The organism is Rhodococcus sp. C26F (genome assembly GCF_053345925.1).
The window spans coordinates 34632-53597 of record NZ_JBKFBA010000021.1 but is presented as its reverse complement, the minus strand read 5'-3'; the positions used below and the strand labels follow the sequence as shown (position 1 = coordinate 53597).

Here is an 18966-nt window from a genome sequence, read left to right as displayed (position 1 = left end):
GAGAGGTCATGCAGATCCACGGCACGATCGACCCCGCGCGCTTCCGCCAGACCCTCGGGCACTACCCGACCGGCGTCGCGGTCATCACCGCGATCGACGCCGACGGGCAGCCCGTGGGCATGGTGGTCGGTTCGTTCACCTCGGTGTCGCTGGACCCACCGATCGTGGCGTACCTGCCCACACGCGAGTCGCGCACCTACGCGCGGCTCCGCACGAGCAGCCACTTCTGCGTCAACGTCCTTGCCGCCGACCAGCGTGAACTCTGCGGACGGTTCGCCGCCCGCGGCGACGACAAGTTCGCGGGTGTCGAGTGGACGCCGGCGCCGTCGGGATCCCCCATCCTCGACGGAGCCGTCACCTGGATCGACTGCGAGGTCGCCGACGAGCTCGAAGGCGGCGATCACTTCATCGTCATGGGTCGCGTGCAGGATCTCGACGTGGCCCGTTCGACGCTGCCGCTGCTGTTCTTCCAGGGCGGATACGGAAGGTTCTCCCTTCCGACCTCCGTCGCACCCGCCGACCCGGAACTCATCCGGGGCGTGCGCATGGCCGAGGCGGCCCGCGAAGGACTCGAAGCGCTCGCCGCCGGCGTCGGCGCGGATTGCGGTGTGCTCGCCCGCGTCGGCGACGAAGCGGTCTTCGTGATGACCGAGAACCACTCCGGTGATCCCGATGCCGTCGAGATCGGACAGCGGATCCCGCTGATCCCGCCGCTCGGCACCGTCTTCCACAGCCAGGCCTCCGACGACGAAGTGCAGCAGTGGCTCGGCCGTGCCGGAAGGAACGACGACACAGCAGCTTTCGTCTCGAACCTCGACAAGGTTCGTGAACGCGGCTACTCGATGTCGCTCATGCCCGAGACCGAACTCGCTCGCGTGTCGGTGATGAACGACTACTCGGGATGCGACGTCCTGCCCGAGCACGACCGCCGGATGAAGCAGATGATCTCCGGCACCGCGTCGCTGTACGAACCCGACATCGACCCCGACGGCACGTACGACCTGCACTCGGTCGTCGTCCCCGTCCCCGACCCCGAGGGACGCACCCGCATCGCACTGCGACTGTCCCGGCTTCCGCGCGCCGCGTCCGGTGAGCAGGTGCTGCGCTGGATCGACGATCTGCGATCCGTCGCCGCCGACACCGCCGAGGCCCTCGCCGCGCGCACCCCATCGACCAAGGAGAAATGATGAACGCTCGAGTCAGGGCACTGGGATACGCGGTCGTCCGCGCGAAGGACCTCGACGAGTGGGTCGCCTTCGGCTCCGACCTCCTCGGCCTGCAGGTTGCCTACCGCGACGACGACCGGATGCTGCTGCGGATGGACGAGTACGCCTACCGTCTCGACGTGCGACGCTCCGACGACCCGGGCGTCACCGCACTCGGTTGGGACGTCGGCGGACCGGAAGCTCTCGAGGAACTGTCGAAGCGCCTCGTCGACGCCGGCTACCAGGTCGAGTCGGTGGATTCGTCGGTGATCGAGGAGCGGCAGGTCATGGACCTCGTCCGTTTCCGCGACCCTGAGGACGTCATCAACCACGAGCTGTTCTGGGGTCTGCGCAACGCCCTCGACAAGTTCGTCTCACCCACGGGCGCGAACTTCGTCGCGAGCGATCTCGGTTTCGGACACGCCTTCCAGGCGCTGCACGGTGATGCGAAGGTCTACGACCGTCTGTTCCGCGAGATTCTCGGTTTCCGGCTCAGCGACCACATCGACATGCCGGGCTCGGTGGGCACCTTCCTGCACTGCAACCCGCGTCACCACTCGTTCGCGTACGCCCATGCGCCGCACCGGAACAAGGGCATCGGGCACCTGATGTTCGAGATCGACGACCTCGATCTGCTGGGCCGCCAGTGGGACAAGGTGGAGGACAGCGACATCCCGGTCCTCTCCACCCTCGGCAAGCACACGAACGACAAGATGATCTCGTTCTACGTCCGCAGCCCTTCGGGTTTCGGCATCGAGTACGGCGTCGGCGGCATTCTCATCGACGACGAGAACTGGCTCCCCACCCGCTACGGCTCCGCCCACTACTGGGGTCACCGCCGCCCGCAGGGGTAGGTGTGCAGTCATAGGAGCGCGGAATGGTCATCGGTGCGCGTAATTGCGCGCGCTGGTGACCATTTCGCGCTCCGATGCCAGGGTCGGTGGTGGCGCAGGGGTGACTTCTCACTGCATCCGCTCGCGAAATTACCAATTGCACGCGCAACCGTAGCGAATGACCAACCGGCGAGCGGATCGAAGTCGCATCGGCCGTTCCCTTCGCCAGCCCTGCCGCGATCACTTGTCGGCGGGACGCCAACGCTACTGCTCGAGCACGCGAAATTGTCAGCGGTGCGCGTTATTGCGCGCGCTGATGACCATTTCCCGGTCCGCTGTCAGGGTCGGCGGCGGCGAGTTGGCGTGCCCAATCGGATTCGGTGTCGAGGAAGGCTTCTCCGCCGGTTGCGAAGGCGTCGCGGAGTTGGGTGAGGGCGAGAGTGAATTGTTCAATACGTTCGACTGCGGATTCAGGGGTGCCGGAGGCTTTGCGTCTATAGCCGGCGGCGAGTTGTTGGGCGGACGCGAAGTCGCCGAAGCCGCGAACGTCAGGGAGCTTTGCTGCTGTTGTTTGGGCGTCCTCGAACTCCCGAAGCATCACCTCGCAGATGCGGACAATCTCATCGACGACATGTGGTTCGAGCCTGGCGAAATCACTCATCGAAGACCCTTCGAGTAGTTGACGGTCACGCAGAGATGAAAGGCTCGATCGAGGTAACAAGCTCCTCCAAGCCTGTGCACCATTCCTCGATCGGAGCAGATCCTGGGTAATCCGTGTGATAGATCCGGGTGAGCATGACGAGGCCGAATCCAGTCTCTACGACGTACTTACAGGTGTCGTCACGATCTGGATCGACCTCGAGGAGAGCACGCCTGCCATTGATGGAAACTGCTGTGGCGATGTGCGCGTTGTTGCTGAGTTCTTCATCGAGGGTCACGTTTCCAGCAAGGATGTTGAGGCCATACCCACGTCTGATGCCAGGAACTTTGTTGTCATCGCGATATGTGCATCCGAGGAAGGTGTACGTCCCCATCGGCATGTCCGCGAGCTCTTTCTTCACCGCATCGTATCCGGCTGCGTTCATGACGTCGTCGGGGATGTCGTAGCAGGGATCGAAGGTGACTGGCGGTCGGCCGGAGTCGTCGGTGATGCGCGGGGCGCGGGTCGTCGACGTCGTTGTCTCGTTTGCAGCGGCGTCGTCCGCGGCGCTCGGACTGCACGCCGTCACCGCTGCCGCGGCTGCTGCGAGCGCGACGATTCCCCACCTGCCCATGGGACCCCCCGACCGATTGTCCGGCAGACGCTAACACAACAGCCCAAGGCAGTGCTCCGGAGCGCGAAATGGTCATCAGAGCGCGCAACAACGCGCACTGATGACCAATTCGCGCGCCGCTGCTGGCGCCGTAGCGTCGAGTCGGTCCTGCTCCCGTCCTGTGCCGAAACTCAACCGCAGCATCAGCGAGTCGCCCGGTCCGAACGACCACCTGAACTCACCCCGTGATTGCCGGGCAGCGGAACGGGCTACCCATTCGGGTAACCACCGGAAACATCGCAGTCGGGAGGCACGTTCATGAGTGACGACAGTTTCGGCGCACGCGACACCCTGAAGGTCGACGACACCGACTATCGGATCTATCGCATCGACAAGGTCCCGGGCTCGGAGCGGCTGCCCTACAGTCTCAAGGTCCTGCTGGAGAACCTGCTGCGCACCGAGGACGGGCGGCTCGTCACCCGGGAGCAGATCGAGGCCGTCGCGGGTTGGGATCCGAAGTCGACGCACAATCCGGAGATCCAGTTCTCCCCGGCACGCGTCCTCATGCAGGACTTCACCGGCGTGCCGTGTGTCGTGGATCTCGTCGCGATGCGCGACGCCATGACCCAGCAGGGCGGCGACCCCAAGCGCATCAACCCGCTGATCCCCACCGAGTTGGTCATCGACCACTCGGTGATCGCCGACGTCTTCGGCACCGAGGACGCGTTCCGGATCAATACCGATCTCGAGTTCCAGCGCAATCGCGAACGCTACGAGTTGCTGCGCTGGGCGCAGGGTGCGTTCGACGACTTCAAGGTGGTCCCGCCCGGCACCGGCATCTGCCACCAGGTGAACCTCGAGTACCTGGCCCGCGTCGTCTTCACGCGGGAGGACGAGGACGGCGGGCTCGTCGCCTATCCCGACTCGCTCGTCGGCACCGACTCGCACACCCCCATGATCAACGGCCTCGGCGTCGTCGGCTGGGGTGTCGGCGGCATCGAAGCCGAAGCGGCGATGCTCGGCCAGCCGGCGTCGATGCTGATCCCGCAGGTCGTCGGCTTCAAGCTCACCGGTGAACTGCAGGAAGGCACTACGGCGACCGACCTTGTGCTCACTGTCGCCGAGATGCTCCGCAAGACAGGCGTGGTCGGCAAGTTCGTCGAGTTCTTCGGCCCCGGTGTCGCCAACGTGCCGCTCGCCAACCGCGCGACCATCGGCAACATGAGCCCCGAGTACGGCTCGACGATCTCGATCTTCCCGATCGACGACGCCACCCTCGACTACCTGCGCCTCACCGGTCGCGACGACCAGCAGATCCGCCTCGTCGAGGCGTATGCGAAGGAGCAGGGCCTGTGGCACGACCCCGATCGCGAACCCGAGTACAGCGAGGTCGTCGAACTGGATCTGTCGAAGGTCCGGCCGTCCGTCGCCGGCCCGAAGCGACCGCAGGACCGCATCCCCGTCGCCCTCGCACCCAAAGCCGTGACCTCGCTGCTCAACGGTGAGGAGGTGCCCGACGTCGTCTCCCGCATCCAGGACTCGGGTGTCGACGAGGGCGTGCTCGAATCGTTCCCGGCCAGCGACCCGGTGTCGGTGCGCAGCGAGGACTCCCGCGACGAGCCGCGCGACCCGGTGCCCGACGAGGCCGACACCTCGGCGCCGCCGTCGAAGAAGGTCCCGGTGCGTGTCGGGGACGGCGACGAGTTCGAACTCGACAACGGGCACGTGGTGATCGCGGCGATCACATCGTGCACGAACACGTCGAACCCGTCGGTGATGATCGGCGCGGCGCTGCTCGCCAAGAACGCCGTCGAGAAGGGGCTGCGGAGCAAGCCGTGGGTGAAGACCTCGCTGGCTCCGGGGTCGCGGATCGTCACCGACTACTACGAACGCTCGGGTCTGACGCCGTATCTCGACAAGCTCGGGTTCAACCTCGTCGGTTACGGCTGCACGACCTGCATCGGCAACTCCGGTCCGCTTCCCGACGAGATCGCGGCCGCGATCGACGAGCACGACATCAACGTCTCGGCCGTCCTGTCGGGCAACCGCAACTTCGAGGGGCGCATCCATCCGCAGACGAAGATGAACTTCCTTGCGTCACCGCCGTTGGTGATCGCGTACGCGCTGGCGGGTTCGATGCTCGTCGACCTCTTCAATGACCCGCTCGGCACCGACTCCGAGGGCAACGACGTCTACCTGCGCGACATCTGGCCCACAACGCAGGAGATCCAGGAGGTCATCGACGACGCGGTGCGCGCGGAGATGTTCGAGACCGGCTACCAGGACGTCTACACGGGCGACGAGACGTGGCGGAACCTCGATGTGCCCGACAGTGAAGTGTTCGAGTGGAAGGACGAGTCGACGTACGTGCGGCGTCCTCCCTACTTCGAGGACATGTCGTCGGAGCCCGAGCCGCTGAGCGACATCGAGGGCGCGCGGGTGCTCGCGCTGCTAGGCGACTCGGTGACCACCGACCACATCTCGCCGGCCGGTGCGATCCGACGAGATAGCCCCGCGGGTCACTACCTGCAGGAGCACGGCGTCGAGCAAGCCGACTTCAACTCCTACGGGTCGCGGCGCGGCAACCACGAGGTGATGATCCGCGGCACCTTCGCCAACATCCGGCTGCGCAACCAGTTGGTGCCGGACGTCGAGGGCGGCGTCACCCGCTACCTGCCGACCGACGAACAGATGAGCATCTACGACGCCGCACAGAAGTACGCGGAGGACCGCACCCCGCTGGTCGTGCTCGCGGGCGCGGAGTACGGATCGGGCTCGTCGCGTGACTGGGCCGCCAAGGGCACGCTGCTGCTGGGCGTGCGCGCGGTGATCGCGCAGTCGTACGAGCGCATCCACCGCTCCAACCTCATCGGCATGGGCGTGCTGCCGCTGCAGTTCCCGGAGGGCGAGTCGGCGCAGAGCCTCGGCCTGACCGGGGAGGAGGAGTTCACCATCACCGGACTGGCGGACAGCGCCGAGATCCCCGAGACCGTGCACGTGAAGGCGGGAGATACGGAGTTCGACGCGACGGTGCGCATCGACACCCCGGCCGAAGCCGAGTACTTCCAGCACGGCGGAATTCTGAAGTACGTGCTGCGTAAGCAGCTCGCGCAGTAGAGAACGACAGGGCGGGGGCCCGTGGCTACTGCGCCGCGAGCCCCCGTTCTGCTGCGGCGGTGCGCACCGCGTCGATCACGAGGCGCAGCGGGGGTCGTTCCGACGCGATCCCGCGATGCGCGATGGAGATCGTGCGGAAGAGCGGCTCGGTCAACGCCACCACCTCGACTCCGGGTGGGCTCAACGTCAGCCCGAGATCGGAGACGAGCGTGACGCCGAGCCCAGCGGCGACCATCGACAGCGCTGTCGCCTGCTCCCCGACTTCGTGGTTGATTCTGGGCTCGAACCCCGCACGCTGACAGGCGAGTCTCACCGCGCGTCCGAAATGGGAATTGGGACCGGCGAGGACCCACGGGTGTTCGGCGAGGTCGGCGAGCGCGATTGTGCCCGCCGGCACCGTTCCGGGCGGCACCGCGGCGTGCAGCCGCTCGACCGCGATCACCACCTTGGTCAGCTCCGGATCCCACGGCATCGGGTAGCCGGAATATTCGATGACGAACGAGAAGTCCAGGGAACCGTCGCGCACGGCGCCGGCGGTCTCCTCGGGGGCGAGCTCTCTGGTGCGGACCTCGATACCGGGGTACTCGGCGGCCAACAACGCCAGCGCACTGGGGATCAGGGTGGACGCGACGGAGGCCCACACGCCGGCGGTCAGGCGCGCGGTGACCCCGTCGCGGGTCTGTTCGAGCGCGGTCGTCGCCCGCTCCACCGACTGCAGGATCTCCTCGGCATGTTCGGCGAGCAGCACGCCCGCCTCCGTCAACTGGACCCGACGTCCCCGACGCTCGAAAAGCTTTGCGCCGACGTCCCGTTCGAGCTGGGTGAGCTGTTGCGAGACCGCCGAGGTGGTGTAGTGCAGGGCGAGCGCGGCGGCCGTGACGGTACCTCGGCGATGCAGTTCTCGAAGCATCCGTAACCGGCGCAGGGACAACTCCATGCCGTCAGCGTAGGGCGCGTCCGGGGACCTGCAACCGCTGTGAGCTCGCGTTGTGTAGAAATCGTGAACTCTCACCTTCGAGTTTCGTAACTGGACGCCCCGCGCCACCCCCATGCACGCTGGCGTCACCGGCCGAATCGACGTAACGACGGCTCTGACGAACGGGGGACCGCATATGACCACCATGGCAACACGCGTCGACGCGGTGGACACCCGCAGGGACGAACCCTTCATGCGTCTCACCTGGACGGACCCGGTGACAGGTGCGCACGGTTATCTCGTCGTCCACACCCTGGTGGGCGATCTGACGACCGGCGGCACCCGCATGCGGGCCGGGTGCACGATGTCGGAGGTCGAGGACCTGGCGCGCGGCATGGCCGCGAAGACCGCGGTGTTCGACCTGCCGGTGGGCGGTGCGAAGGGCGGGATCGACTTCGACCCGAAGGACCCCCGTGCCGTCGACGTGCTGCAGCGCTTCTGCCAGGCGATGCGTCCCTGGTTGAACGCGCACTGGGTCACCGCCGAGGACCTGGGCGTTCCCCAGCACCTCCTCGACGAGGTCTTCGAACGCCTGGGCCTGCACCAGTCCTTCCACGCCGCGATCAGCCGCGCGGCGGACCCGGCGATCACCCTGGACCGGGTACGCACCTCCCTGAACGCGCCGGTCGACGGCGGTTTCCTGCTGGGCGACGTGATCGGCGGTTACGGCGTCGCGCAGGCCTGCATCGCCACCGCGAACGCATACCGCTGGGCGCCGGCCGAGACCACCGTCGCGATCCAGGGAATCGGCACGATGGGTGGTGGTGCCGCCTGGTACCTGCACGAAGCGAGCATGCGCGTGACCGCCGTCGCCGACGCCGCCGGCACACTGTATTGCGCTGACGGACTGGACATCCCGGCACTGCTCGACCTTCGCGACGAGTACGGGGAGATCGACCGCTCCCGCGTCCCGTCGCACGTCGAACAACTGCCGCGCGACGCGGTGATCGGCATTCCCGCCGACATTCTCGTCCCCGCCGCCATCTCCTACGCCATCACGGCGGAGGACGTCGCCCGGGTCGCCGGGCGGGTCGTCATCGAGGCCGCGAACTCCGCGACGACGCCGGACGCCGAAGCCGTGCTCACCCGCCGCGGTATCCCGGTGATCCCGGATTTCGTCGCCAATGCCGGCGCGGTCGCGTGGGCATGGTGGGTTCTCCTCGGGTGGGTGGGGACCGATCCGGACGATTCGTTCCAGCGCCTGCGCACCGAGATGCTCACCAAGATCACGCTGCTGGTCGAGCGGTGGGCGCTCGATCGGGTGCCGCCACGGCAGACGGCACGGGAACTCGGCGCGACCAACCACGCTCCGAGCGCCTCGCGCACGATCACCATCCCTTGATACTTTCACCTCACTTATTTCTGCAGGTCAGCGCCTTTTCGACGAGGATCGGCGGAAATGCCGGCGCGCGTCGTCCGGGTCCGGAAACGCGCATGTCGACCAAGACTTCTAAGGTGGACATGCCCGTCTCCGTGGACGGGTGGAAGGACGTCCGCAAGGGTGAGTGGAGTGCAAGTGGAGTCAGGCGAGAGCGAACCCGAATTGAGGGATCGCGTGCAGCGCCTGCTTGCCTTCCTGGCCGAGCTCGTCAAGGCCCGCAGTGCGCCCGTCCGCGTCGTCGACAAACACCGCGCCGTGATGTCCCTCGAGGAGGGAAACATCAGGGCCGGCCTGCGGGCCCATGCCGCGTCGGGCGACATCGTCCTGCGTGCGCGTCGCGCCCAGCTCGAAGAGCCCCCGCGCCCGCCCGCCGAGATCGCAAAGTACGTGCACGGCGACATCGCGGACTCCGCCGTCGAGCCCGAACTCGACCCCCAGGCCATCGGCATCGACGGTCTCGATACTTGGCTGACGGACTGGCGGACGTGGGCGGTCGTCGACCGCGAGCGGCAGGCCGCCTCGCATCTGTATTCGTTCCTGCAGCGAGCCATGCTCGATCTCGAGGACCAGCCCGAATCGCTGGAGCTCGTCGTCGCGTCGGGTCTGCTGCATCTGTCCGAGGGTGTGGCGGGCGCGCGGGTCCACACGCACCTGATCACCCAAGCCGCGCTCATCGAGCGACAGGGCGACTCCGGCGATCTGGTGGTCCGGCTCAGTCCCAGCGCCGGGCCGTCGCTCGAGGACGTCCAGCTCCTCACCGGTCTGGAGGTCTTCGACCCGACGAGTGTCCGCGAACTGCACGACGCCCTCGTCACCCAGGTCGCGTCGCCCCTCGACCCCGCGGCCCGCGCGTTCCTGAAGAGCTGGGCCGAGCGTGCGCTCACCGTGCCGGTCGACGTCGTCGATCGTGCGGACGAAGCGTCGTCGTCGGATGCGTTCGTGACGCCGTCGCCCGTGCTCGTGCTGCGCAAGCGCGGCGCCCACGCACTCATCGAGTACTACAGCCGCATGACCGAGGCGGCCGCCGACGAGTCGAATCCGGTGCCGCTCGGACTGGCGCAGCTCGTCGAAGCGATCGAACCGGCCGACCGCGTCGCATGGCTCGACCGCATCGGCACGCCGTCGACCGAGTTCACCGGCGAGCAGCTGATGCCGCTGCCCGCCAACGAAGAGCAGCGCGACATCATCGACCGGCTCGCCGGCGACAGCGGTGTCGTGGTCGAAGGGCCACCGGGCACGGGTAAGACCCACACCATCGCCAACATCGTGGCGGCGCTGCTCGCGCGTGGCCAGCGCGTGCTGGTCACCAGTGAGAAGGCGCAAGCGCTGCGTGTGCTCCGGGACAAGCTCCCGTCCGAACTGCAGGAGCTGTGCGTGGCCGTGACCGACCCGGTGCACGGCGGCACGGTGGAACTCACCCGCAGCGTCAGCGAAATCGCCATCCGTAAGGCGCAATTCAACGTGCGACGCGCCCAGGAACGCATCGACGAGCTCACCACGCAACGTAACGACGCGCTCGACCGTCGCGCGACGTTGATGGAGCAGATCCGGCAGGCGCGCGCGGAGGAGACCGAGGTCCACGCCGATGTTGCCGCCGGCTACGAAGGGACCGCTGCGTCGATCGTCCGGCGGGTCCGAGCGTACGAGGCCAAGTACGCATGGTTGCCCGCGCCTCTGCTCACCGACACCCCGCCGCTGACGGTCGACGAACTCGTCACCCTCCACTCGCTGCATCAGCGGTCGAGCGTCGAGCGTGCGCGACGTCGCCAGCAGCGCTTCCCCGAACTGTCCCTACCCACTCAGAGGGAACTGCAGTACGCGTGCGCCGCCGTCTCCCAGGCATCGAGTGGCACGACCAACGGTGAGACGCAGGGACTGCTGCGGATCCTCGAGGGCGCGTCGCTCGAAGCACTCGGCCGCATCCGCGAGCTGTGCGAGCAGCTGCAGGGTGCCCTCGAGGACGCGGATCGACTCGACGCCCGGATCCAGCGCATCGCCGACGACGTCCTGTCGGGCCGGGCCCAGCATCTGTGGGGGAAGACCGCCGAGCTCGCCAGGCTCGTGCAGGCCGCGCAGGAGGCCGACCGGATCGTCGGCGCCAGCTCTGTGGACATCTCGGTGACGGGACGACAGGCATTCGAGGCGTACGACGCGCTCGCCCGCAAGCTCGAGGCGGGCGACACGTGGCGCAGCGGATTCAGCCGGTTCCGGCGCAGCGACGAGCAGTCCGCCGTCGAGGCGCTCGGTGAGATCGCGACCGTCGAGGGCGTCGCCGCGACCACCGCCCAGACGGCGCGCGTCGTCGCCGAACACCTTCGTGCGCTCGAGGCGATCCGGGTCGCGCGGGTCGTCCTCCGTGACCTCGGTATCGACATCGAGCTCGACGAGTCGCGCAGCCGCGCCGTCGGCACCCTCGCGTTCCTCGACCGGGACCGTGCCATCGTCGACAATCTCGTGGCGCGGGTGCACGACGTCGAATCGGCACTGCGCGACGTCCATCCGGGGGCGCCGCGGATCACGAGCATCGAGCAGGCGCGGTCCACCGCCGAGTCGGCACGGACCATCGCCGCCGCGGGCACCGCGGAAGCGAGCAAGAACTGGCTCGAATCCATCGGCATGTACGTGCGGAGTCAGATCTCCGGGGGAGCGTCGCCCGAAGGACGCGCGCTGGCCCGCGCCTTCCACGACGCCGACTTCGACGCCATCAACGCGGCCCTGGACGCGTGGGATCGGGCGGCGGGGGAGCAGCGTGAGGAGCTGGAACTCGTCTCCCTCCACGCGCGCCTGACCTCCGCGGCACCCGCCCTCGCGCAGGCCCTCGCGGAGAATCCGCTGAGCTTGGCCTGGCCGGTTCGTCTCGCCGACATCGACGAGGCGTGGGCGTGGCGACGCGCGGACGAGTGGGTGCGACGCTTCCACGAGCGCACCGACGACGGGCAATTCGAACGCGACCTCGACGCACTCGAGAAGGACATCGCGCGACTGACGACCGAGCTCGTCGAGGAGAAGGCGTGGAGCGCGTGTCTCGACCGCACCACGGCCGAGCAGGTGCAGGCGCTCCATTCGTACCGCGATCACATCGCGAGCATCGGTAAGGGCACCGGCCGCTATGCGGAGCGCTATCGGGCGGCGGCACGCGAGGCCATGCAGGTCGCGCAGGGTGCGGTGCCCGCCTGGGTGATGCCGTTGCAGCAGGTGCTGGCTTCGATTCCGCCCGAACAGAATTCGTTCGACGTCGTCATCGTCGACGAAGCGAGCCAGACCGACATCAGCAGCCTGTTTTTGCTGTGGTTGGCGCCGCGGGTGATCGTCGTCGGCGACGACAAGCAGTGTGCGCCGAGCGCGGTGTCGCTGGGTGCGCTCGACGGGGTGTTCAGCCGTCTCGATTCGTACCTGCCCGACATTCCGAACTACCTGCGCGACAGCTTCACTCCGCGATCGAGTCTGTTCTCGTTGCTGCGGTCGCGGTTCGGCAGCATCGTCCGGTTGCGCGAGCACTTCCGGTCGATGCCGGAGATCATCGCGTGGTCGAGCGACCAGTTCTACGCCGACGACCCGCTGGTCCCCATGCGGCAGTACGGCTCCGATCGTCTGCAGCCGCTGCGCACCACCCTCGTCGAGGACGGCGCCGTCACCGGGCAGAACTCGACGCTGACGAACTATGCCGAGGCACATGCCCTCGTCGACACGCTCGTGAAGTGCGTCGAGGACCCCGCCTACGACGGCAAGACCTTCGGCGTCGTGGTGCTGCAGGGGCAGCTGCAGGTCGACATCATCCAGAACGAACTGTTGGACCGGCTCACCCCGGAACAGTGGGAGGAACGCAGGCTCCGCGTCGGCACGCCCCCGGACTTCCAGGGCGACGAACGGAACGTGGTGTTCCTGTCGATGGTCGTGGCGCCCGAACAGAACATCGCGGCGTTGACGCGGACCGAGTATCAGCGACGGTTCAACGTGGCGGCCTCGCGTGCCCAGGACCAACTGTGGTTGTTCCACTCGAGGACCATCGACACGTTGCGTCGCACCGACCTGCGGTACTCGTTGCTCACCCACATGCGGACGACGTCCCCGCGACCGGCCGAGCCGATGCCCGACGGCGTGACGCGCGACGAGCGGCACGAGGCGTTCGACAGCCTCTTCCAGCAGGACGTCTTCCTCGACATCGCCGCTCGCGGCTATCACGTGAATCCGCGGGTCGAGGTGAACGGTCACTTCATCGATCTGGTCGTCACGGGGGCGGCAGGCAAGCTAGCCGTCGTCTGCGACGACGAGCAGTGGCATACAAGTCCCGACCGGCAGAACGCCGATCTGGAGCGGGAGCGCGAACTGCACCGCAGCGGCTGGAAGTTCTGGCGGGTCCGAGAATCGGAGTACTACCTCGACCCGGTCGCCGCCCTGTCAGGACTGTGGGAGGAGCTTGAACGTCGCGGAATCACGCCCGGTCGAGTGGATACTCCTGCGCCAGAACTGTCCCGGCCGTCGATCGAGTTCCGCACCGACGGGCAGCCGCACGAGTTCGTCGAATCAGTCGGTCGGACGGATGCAACGGTCGTCGGTGAGATTGTCGATCCGGGTACGCGAATGATTGCGGGGACGGACGACTACTGAATCGACTCGGTCACATCGTTTCTCGATTGGGAACGTTACAGTGCGTCTTTTCACGCGCTTTCTTCAGCGAAGTACACGGGTTCCTGATATTTATTGATGCGCAGCGAGTCTCGTTGCGCGTAATTCCCCCTGTGACAGGAGTCCCCCATGGAAGAACTTCAGACCCTCATCGAGCTGGCGAAGCTGCTCGGCCCGTTCATGGAGCTCATCGGCAGCATCAGCAGCCTCAGCGGCCAGTAGTCCGCGAGCGACGAAGAATCCCCGAAGATATTGTCTTCGGGGATCTTTCGTGTATGCGGTGTTGGGTTCGGTGCGCTCACCGGCGCGCTGTCGGGATCGTCGAAGTCTGCCCAGGCGATGCCAGGACGCATGGTAGATCCAACACGCAACGCGTGATGGGGAATTCGTCTACCGATTGTCGGACCGACTGCGAAGCAACGGGTTTGCCGGTCCCGCTCGGATTGACCGATCCACACTCATGTGCACATGTGCGCAACCTCTCCGCGGCAGTCCGCGTCGACGAATTTCCGGTACCCGTGAATCGACGTACTCCGGTTCGCATTCCTGTGTCGATTCACAAGCAGTACCGACGTTCTATCACGGGTGGTGTGAGAAACGCGGAAGAAACTCGGTTGGGTCGGATTAAGTAGAAGGGTGAATTTGCGGCGTCATCCGCCGGACGAGAATGCGTCGAAGACCGCTTTCACGCGCACCTCGTCCTCGATTCCCAGAATGTCGGCCCAGAAGAACGCCGCCTCGGTCGTGTAGGCGTGGCCGTGGCCACCGGGCACTTCGGCGGCAAACACCATGTCAAGCGTGACCTGCCAGAACGTCACGAACGGAATCCACGACATCCCCTTGTCGATGTCGGCGCCGCGCTCCTCGCGCAGCCAATCCGGGCGGTGCCGGACCAGCTGGGAGGACCACCACACAATCGGATCGCTGGGATGCTGCCAGTACACGATGCGGGGAGATTCCCAGTCGCGCAGTCCGTCGAGATCGGTGAGGTCGTCGGGAGTCGCAGCGAATCGCACGTTCTGGCCGCCGTAGATCACCGGAAGAATTTCGCGGCTGCCGGGATCGCGCGAATCGGTGATGCGTCGCCACTGTTCCGTGAAATTCGGTGTGCCCACCCACAGTGCGCCGTCGGTTCGGGTGATCATGTCCTGCACGCCGGCGAAGGCCGATTGCCCTCCGTACGACCCCAGCGATTCGCCGAACACGAGCAGCTTCGGCCGGGTTTCCGGATCGAGAACACTCCACCTCGCGTATACCGCTTCGAACAACGCGCGACCGGCATTGCGCGGCGAGACTCGATCGGCGAGGAAAGCCAGGGGACTGGCGAGGAACGAATACTGCATGGCCGCGATGGCAGAGTTGCCGTCGGAGAGGTATTCCAGTGCGGCGGCGACGTCCTGGTTGACCCAGCCACGACCGGTCGTCGTGGCCACGGCGAGGTACTCGCGGTCGAAGGCACCGGTGCGGTCGAGTTCGGCAACGACATGCGAGGCGAGCACCTCCATCTCGTCGTAGTCCGTGTAACCGTCGAGACTGTCCAGGGAGCGGTAACCCGCGTAGACCCGGATCGGCATCATCGCGGGCTCACCCGTCACCGCGGTGATCTCCTTCGGAGACGGACCGCCTGCGACGAACGTGCGGCCCTCATGTCCCAGCGAATCCCACGGTTCGAGAGATGCGTCCGACCCGGATCGTTCCGGTGCCTGCGGCTGCTCGACTCCGTCGGCGGTGCCCTCGTCCACTGCCATCGCCGATCCGTTGGCGATACGCGCGATCTCCACCGACAGCAGACCTTCCACCGCCCAGAACACGATCAACCCGACCAGCACGACACTCACGATGCGCGCCAGGGGAGCCGGCAACACGCGGACGACGAGTCCGGTGACCCATTGCGCCACGCGCCGCAGACCACGGCCGATGACGAGCAGGAGCAGCGCCACCACCACGGCGACCAGCAGCACACCCGGATAGTCCCAGCTGCTGCCGGGTTCCATCCCGACGAGTTCGCGGCTGATGTCCTGCCACCACGAACCGAGGACGAGGAAGGTCGGCACCACCACGACGGCGACCGCCGCGAGCAGGTACCAGCCGACCTTCTTGACGGTCGCTGACCAGTTCGTCTCGAAGCCGCACTTGCGGACGATCCACGCGAGGAGCACGCCGATGCCGTAGCCCGTGATGACGCTGATGCCGGTCGCGACGCCCTGCAGGTACCAGGGGCGGGGAAGCAGGGACGGCGACAGCGACCAGCAGTAGAACAGCAGCGCAACGGCCAGGCCGACCGGATGGAACCCTCCCAACCATCGCAGGATCCCGTCCTTCAGCCGAGCCGAGAACGAAGGGGAGGGCTCAGGAGGTGCGGGCGGTGTATCGAGGGTCGTGGTCATCGGCGGTCGCTTCCGTCGGTACCAGGGCGCAGGAAGGCATGGCGAAGAGACGGAATGCGAAGCCGTAGGGGAGAAGCTAGCAGAGCCTCGGGCAGCGTGCCGTGTTCGACTACTCGTCTGCGGTGTTCAACTGCTCGACGGCCTCGGCGATCCGCTGGGTGTCGGTGAGCGTCCACCCCTCTGGCGACGTCACGGCGGCCCAGCCGTAGGGGATGAGGTCCTCGTAGTTGTGGCCGTGACCGACGGGTGGCGACGTGCCGACCATGATGTCGGCCGCGACCTGAGCGAAGGTGACGATCGGATACCACCGCATCGACGGTGAGCGATCCGCACCCGGAGGTTCGGCGAGCCAGTCGGGTCGCTCGAACAGCAGGCCCGGTCCCCACCACACCACCGGATCGGACGCGTGCTGCAGGTACAGGACTCGCGGATCGTTCCACGGTCCCTGCTGGTCCTCGAGCGTCTGCAGGTCGGAGGCGAACCGCACCGCGACGCCGTCCTCGTAGACGGGCAGGACCTCGGGGCTGCCGGGATCCCGATGGTCGACGATGCTGCGCCACAGTTGGTTCGAATTCGGCGGTCCGACGAAGAGAGCACCGTCGATCTCGCTGCGCATGTCGGAGAGGTCGTCGAAGGCTGCCTCGGCCGACTGCGAACCGAGGCTCTCGCCGTAGACCACGAGCTTCGGGCGCTGGTCCTCCGGCAGTTGCGACCAGCGTTCGTGGACCCCGTTGATCAGCGCATTGCCGGCAGCCTTGGCTGCGGAGCCGTCGACGAGGAAAGAGATCCAGCTCGGCAGGAAGGAATACTGGATCGCGGCGATCGCCGAGTTGCCGTTGTAGATCATCTCGATCGAGTCGGAGGCGAACGGATTCACCCACCCGGTCCCGGTGGTGCCGGCGACCACGAGGATCTCGCGCTCCCACGCCTTCGTGCGGTCGAGTTCGTCGAGGATCAGCTGCACCTGTTCGTCGGTGGTGCCGTCGGCTTCAAGTCCCGCGTACACCCGTATGGGTTCGAGCGCGGGAGCGACGTTCAGTTCGGTCAGCTGCTCGGCGTCCATCCCACCGGCGACAAACGTGCGTCCCTGACGACCGAGGCTCTCCCACGACGACGGCGACGCCGGGCTGCCCGACCGCTCGGGAACCTGAGGCTGCTCCACGCCGGGGTCCGTGCTGTTGTTGTCGTCGGCGAACACGATTCGTGCCGCCATTGAACTGCTCGCGAGCAGAACCTGGTCGACGAACACGACCACCGCAAGCACGAGGATGACCGGCGCGAGGACGCCGGCCGCGGCGACCGGAACACGCAGGCGGGTCGCGAGAAATTCCGCGAAGCGTCGTCCGACCCAGCGCAATCCGCGCGCGATGTAAAGGAGGGTGGCGAAGATCGCAACGCTCACCAGGCCCGTCCGCAGATACGCGAAGCCCGTCGTGGTCTCGATGCCCATGAGGGCGCGGACCTCGTTCTGCCATTCCGCCGCGGCGAGCAGGCTCCCCAGAAGTGTCCCTACCGCGATGAGGGCGACCAGCACTTCGGCGATGCGGCGGACTGTGTGGCGCCGTCGCCACCATGTGAGACGCGGAGCGATCCATCGCCGAGCGGGAAAGGCGATGAGCACACCGATGCCGTAGCCGATGATGCCCGTCACCCCACTGATCAGCCCCTGGAAATACCACTCACGGGGGATGAGGGAGGGACTCAGGCTCCACGCGAAGAAGAACAGGGCGACGACGAGACCGACGAAGTCGAGGCCGAAGACGGAGAGGTGGCGTCGGGTGTTCTTACTCGACTCATCGGTTTCGGGAGGCGTGGCAGGAGCGGTCACGATGCGACAGTAGCCGGAATCGTCCCTCACGTAATTTCGGAGGATTCCACTCGGGGAGAGTCAGGTAGCTACCCCGACTGACGTGTCAGGGGACTCGCGCTGTTCGGGGGCACGAGTCAACATGGGACACACGACTGGTTGGCAATGCCCACTGGCCAAGCGTGAAAGACGGTAGGTCGACGGGTAAGAGCGGAGTTTCGTGAGCGAGTTCGGATCCTCTGACCTTCGATCTCCATGCTGAGCGGGGCGACTGTAACGGACGTCCTGGAACCGTCGATGACTGCTTGAGCAGACCGAATCTTGCCCGAACGAGGTCGTCGGTCTCGACGTAGCCGTACATCGATGAAGGAACCGTCGTTGAGCGATGAGAGTGAAATCCCAGAGATCGACACCTGGGAAGAGATGATCGCATGGTTGGTTACCTCGTTCACCGATCAGCCGGTGGGTCTGATCATCGATCTCGGACCGAGTGACTACATCAGTTACGTCGACGACGAGGACTTCGAGGACAAAGACGTCGAGCGGGTCGTGTGTGCACAAGTGCATGTGCTCTCCGATGGAGTGTTGATGGTTCGGCGTTCGCGAACCGTTCTCGAGCGTCTTCGTCTCGACGATCACGCCATCGAGGGGCTGGAACTGGACCGCTGGTTCTTCGATGATCATTTCGACGATTGCACGGACGGATACGTCTTCACTCGTGACATCGAACTGGCAGCCGATGCGTGTGCAGCGTGGTTTCGCGACATGCCAGGAGCACCCACACTCGAGCAGATCGGATGTGACTACGAGTATCCCGTCTCGCTTCCCCGTCACGATCGAGTTCGGTGAACTGTTCCCGCGTATGCCGGCGTACCCCACTGGCGAAGGCAGTGACCTGTCGGGCGGGCAAATCGTGAAGTGGCGAGACCGAATGCTCGGTTTGTCGGTTCGATGATCTATCGTTCCAGCGTCGTGTTCGAGTAAGGGCGGAGAGAATACTTTGGGCGCAGTGCATTTCACGTCGGGTGAGGACGGCACGTTGACCTGCGAGGTCCGATCGCTCGGTGGTCGAGTGCTCCGGCTGACCGGAAACCTCGCAACGGTTGAACCCCTGGCATCCGGGGACGCGCAGATGGTCGCCAACAAGGCTCTCGCCCACAATGCCTGGGCGTATGTCAAACACGAGACGGAGTATCAGGCCGCGACCGAGGACGATCAGCGGAAGAGCCACCGGAAGCAGGCCGACGAACATGTTGCGGTCGCCGAAGGAATTGCGAATCTCATCGACGATCTGACCGATGACTTCACTACAGCGTGGTGTTCTGGCTGCTTCATGCGTACCGAACATCGGAAGGTCCACGGTAAGCGTTCGGGTGTCCGT

At 66.1% G+C, this 18966-nt stretch carries 11 protein-coding genes and 1 pseudogene; 7 read left to right on the top strand and 5 right to left on the bottom strand.

The window, feature by feature from the left end; all coding sequences use genetic code 11:
* Positions 1-8: 8 nt before the first annotated feature.
* Complete coding sequence (locus ACLBYD_RS19480) at positions 9-1187, top strand: flavin reductase (RefSeq protein WP_447817716.1); 1179 nt, start codon at positions 9-11, stop codon at positions 1185-1187.
* On the top strand, positions 1187-2059 hold the full coding sequence (locus ACLBYD_RS19475; RefSeq protein WP_447817714.1) for a VOC family protein: 873 nt from the start codon (positions 1187-1189) through the stop codon (positions 2057-2059). Before ACLBYD_RS19480 ends, ACLBYD_RS19475 begins: the two co-directional genes overlap by 1 nt.
* 280 nt (positions 2060-2339) lie before the next feature.
* Here the strand turns inward: ACLBYD_RS19475 and ACLBYD_RS19470 are convergent, their stop codons facing one another.
* Both ACLBYD_RS19470 and ACLBYD_RS19465 read right to left on the bottom strand, forming a co-directional pair.
* Complete coding sequence (locus tag ACLBYD_RS19470; protein ID WP_447817712.1) at positions 2340-2699, bottom strand: hypothetical protein; 360 nt, start codon at positions 2697-2699, stop codon at positions 2340-2342.
* A gap of 25 nt (positions 2700-2724) precedes the next feature.
* Entirely contained in the window at positions 2725-3312 is a 588-nt protein-coding gene (locus ACLBYD_RS19465) for a DUF3558 domain-containing protein (protein WP_447817710.1), read from the bottom strand.
* Positions 3313-3609: 297 nt separating this feature from the next.
* Between ACLBYD_RS19465 and acnA the strand changes: the two genes are divergently transcribed.
* Positions 3610-6408, top strand: coding sequence for an aconitate hydratase AcnA (acnA, locus tag ACLBYD_RS19460; protein WP_447817708.1), 2799 nt, complete (start codon positions 3610-3612; stop codon positions 6406-6408).
* 25 nt (positions 6409-6433) lie between these two features.
* Here the strand turns inward: acnA and ACLBYD_RS19455 are convergent, their stop codons facing one another.
* Complete coding sequence (locus ACLBYD_RS19455; RefSeq protein WP_447817707.1) at positions 6434-7345, bottom strand: LysR substrate-binding domain-containing protein; 912 nt, start codon at positions 7343-7345, stop codon at positions 6434-6436.
* 175 nt (positions 7346-7520) lie between these two features.
* On the opposite strand from ACLBYD_RS19455, the gene ACLBYD_RS19450 reads away from it, so the two are divergent.
* Positions 7521-8726, top strand: coding sequence for a Glu/Leu/Phe/Val dehydrogenase dimerization domain-containing protein (locus ACLBYD_RS19450; protein WP_447817705.1), 1206 nt, complete (start codon positions 7521-7523; stop codon positions 8724-8726).
* 168 nt (positions 8727-8894) lie between these two features.
* Positions 8895-13373, top strand: coding sequence for an AAA domain-containing protein (locus ACLBYD_RS19445; protein WP_447817704.1), 4479 nt, complete (start codon positions 8895-8897; stop codon positions 13371-13373).
* Positions 13374-14041: 668 nt separating this feature from the next.
* Here the strand turns inward: ACLBYD_RS19445 and ACLBYD_RS19440 are convergent.
* Both ACLBYD_RS19440 and ACLBYD_RS19435 read right to left on the bottom strand, forming a co-directional pair.
* Positions 14042-15778: an alpha/beta hydrolase gene (locus tag ACLBYD_RS19440; RefSeq protein WP_447817702.1), complete on the bottom strand. Its 1737-nt coding sequence runs from the start codon at positions 15776-15778 to the stop codon at positions 14042-14044.
* A gap of 109 nt (positions 15779-15887) precedes the next feature.
* Entirely contained in the window at positions 15888-17606 is a 1719-nt protein-coding gene (locus tag ACLBYD_RS19435) for an alpha/beta hydrolase (RefSeq protein ID WP_447817700.1), read from the bottom strand.
* A 342-nt stretch (positions 17607-17948) separates the two neighbouring features.
* Between ACLBYD_RS19435 and ACLBYD_RS19430 the strand changes: the two genes are divergently transcribed.
* A complete protein-coding gene (locus ACLBYD_RS19430; protein ID WP_447817699.1) occupies positions 17949-18434 on the top strand; it encodes a hypothetical protein in 486 nt (161 codons plus the stop codon).
* 283 nt (positions 18435-18717) lie between these two features.
* A pseudogene (locus ACLBYD_RS19425) lies at positions 18718-18948 on the top strand (DUF726 domain-containing protein); the annotation flags it as partial.
* Positions 18949-18966 lie beyond the last annotated feature (18 nt).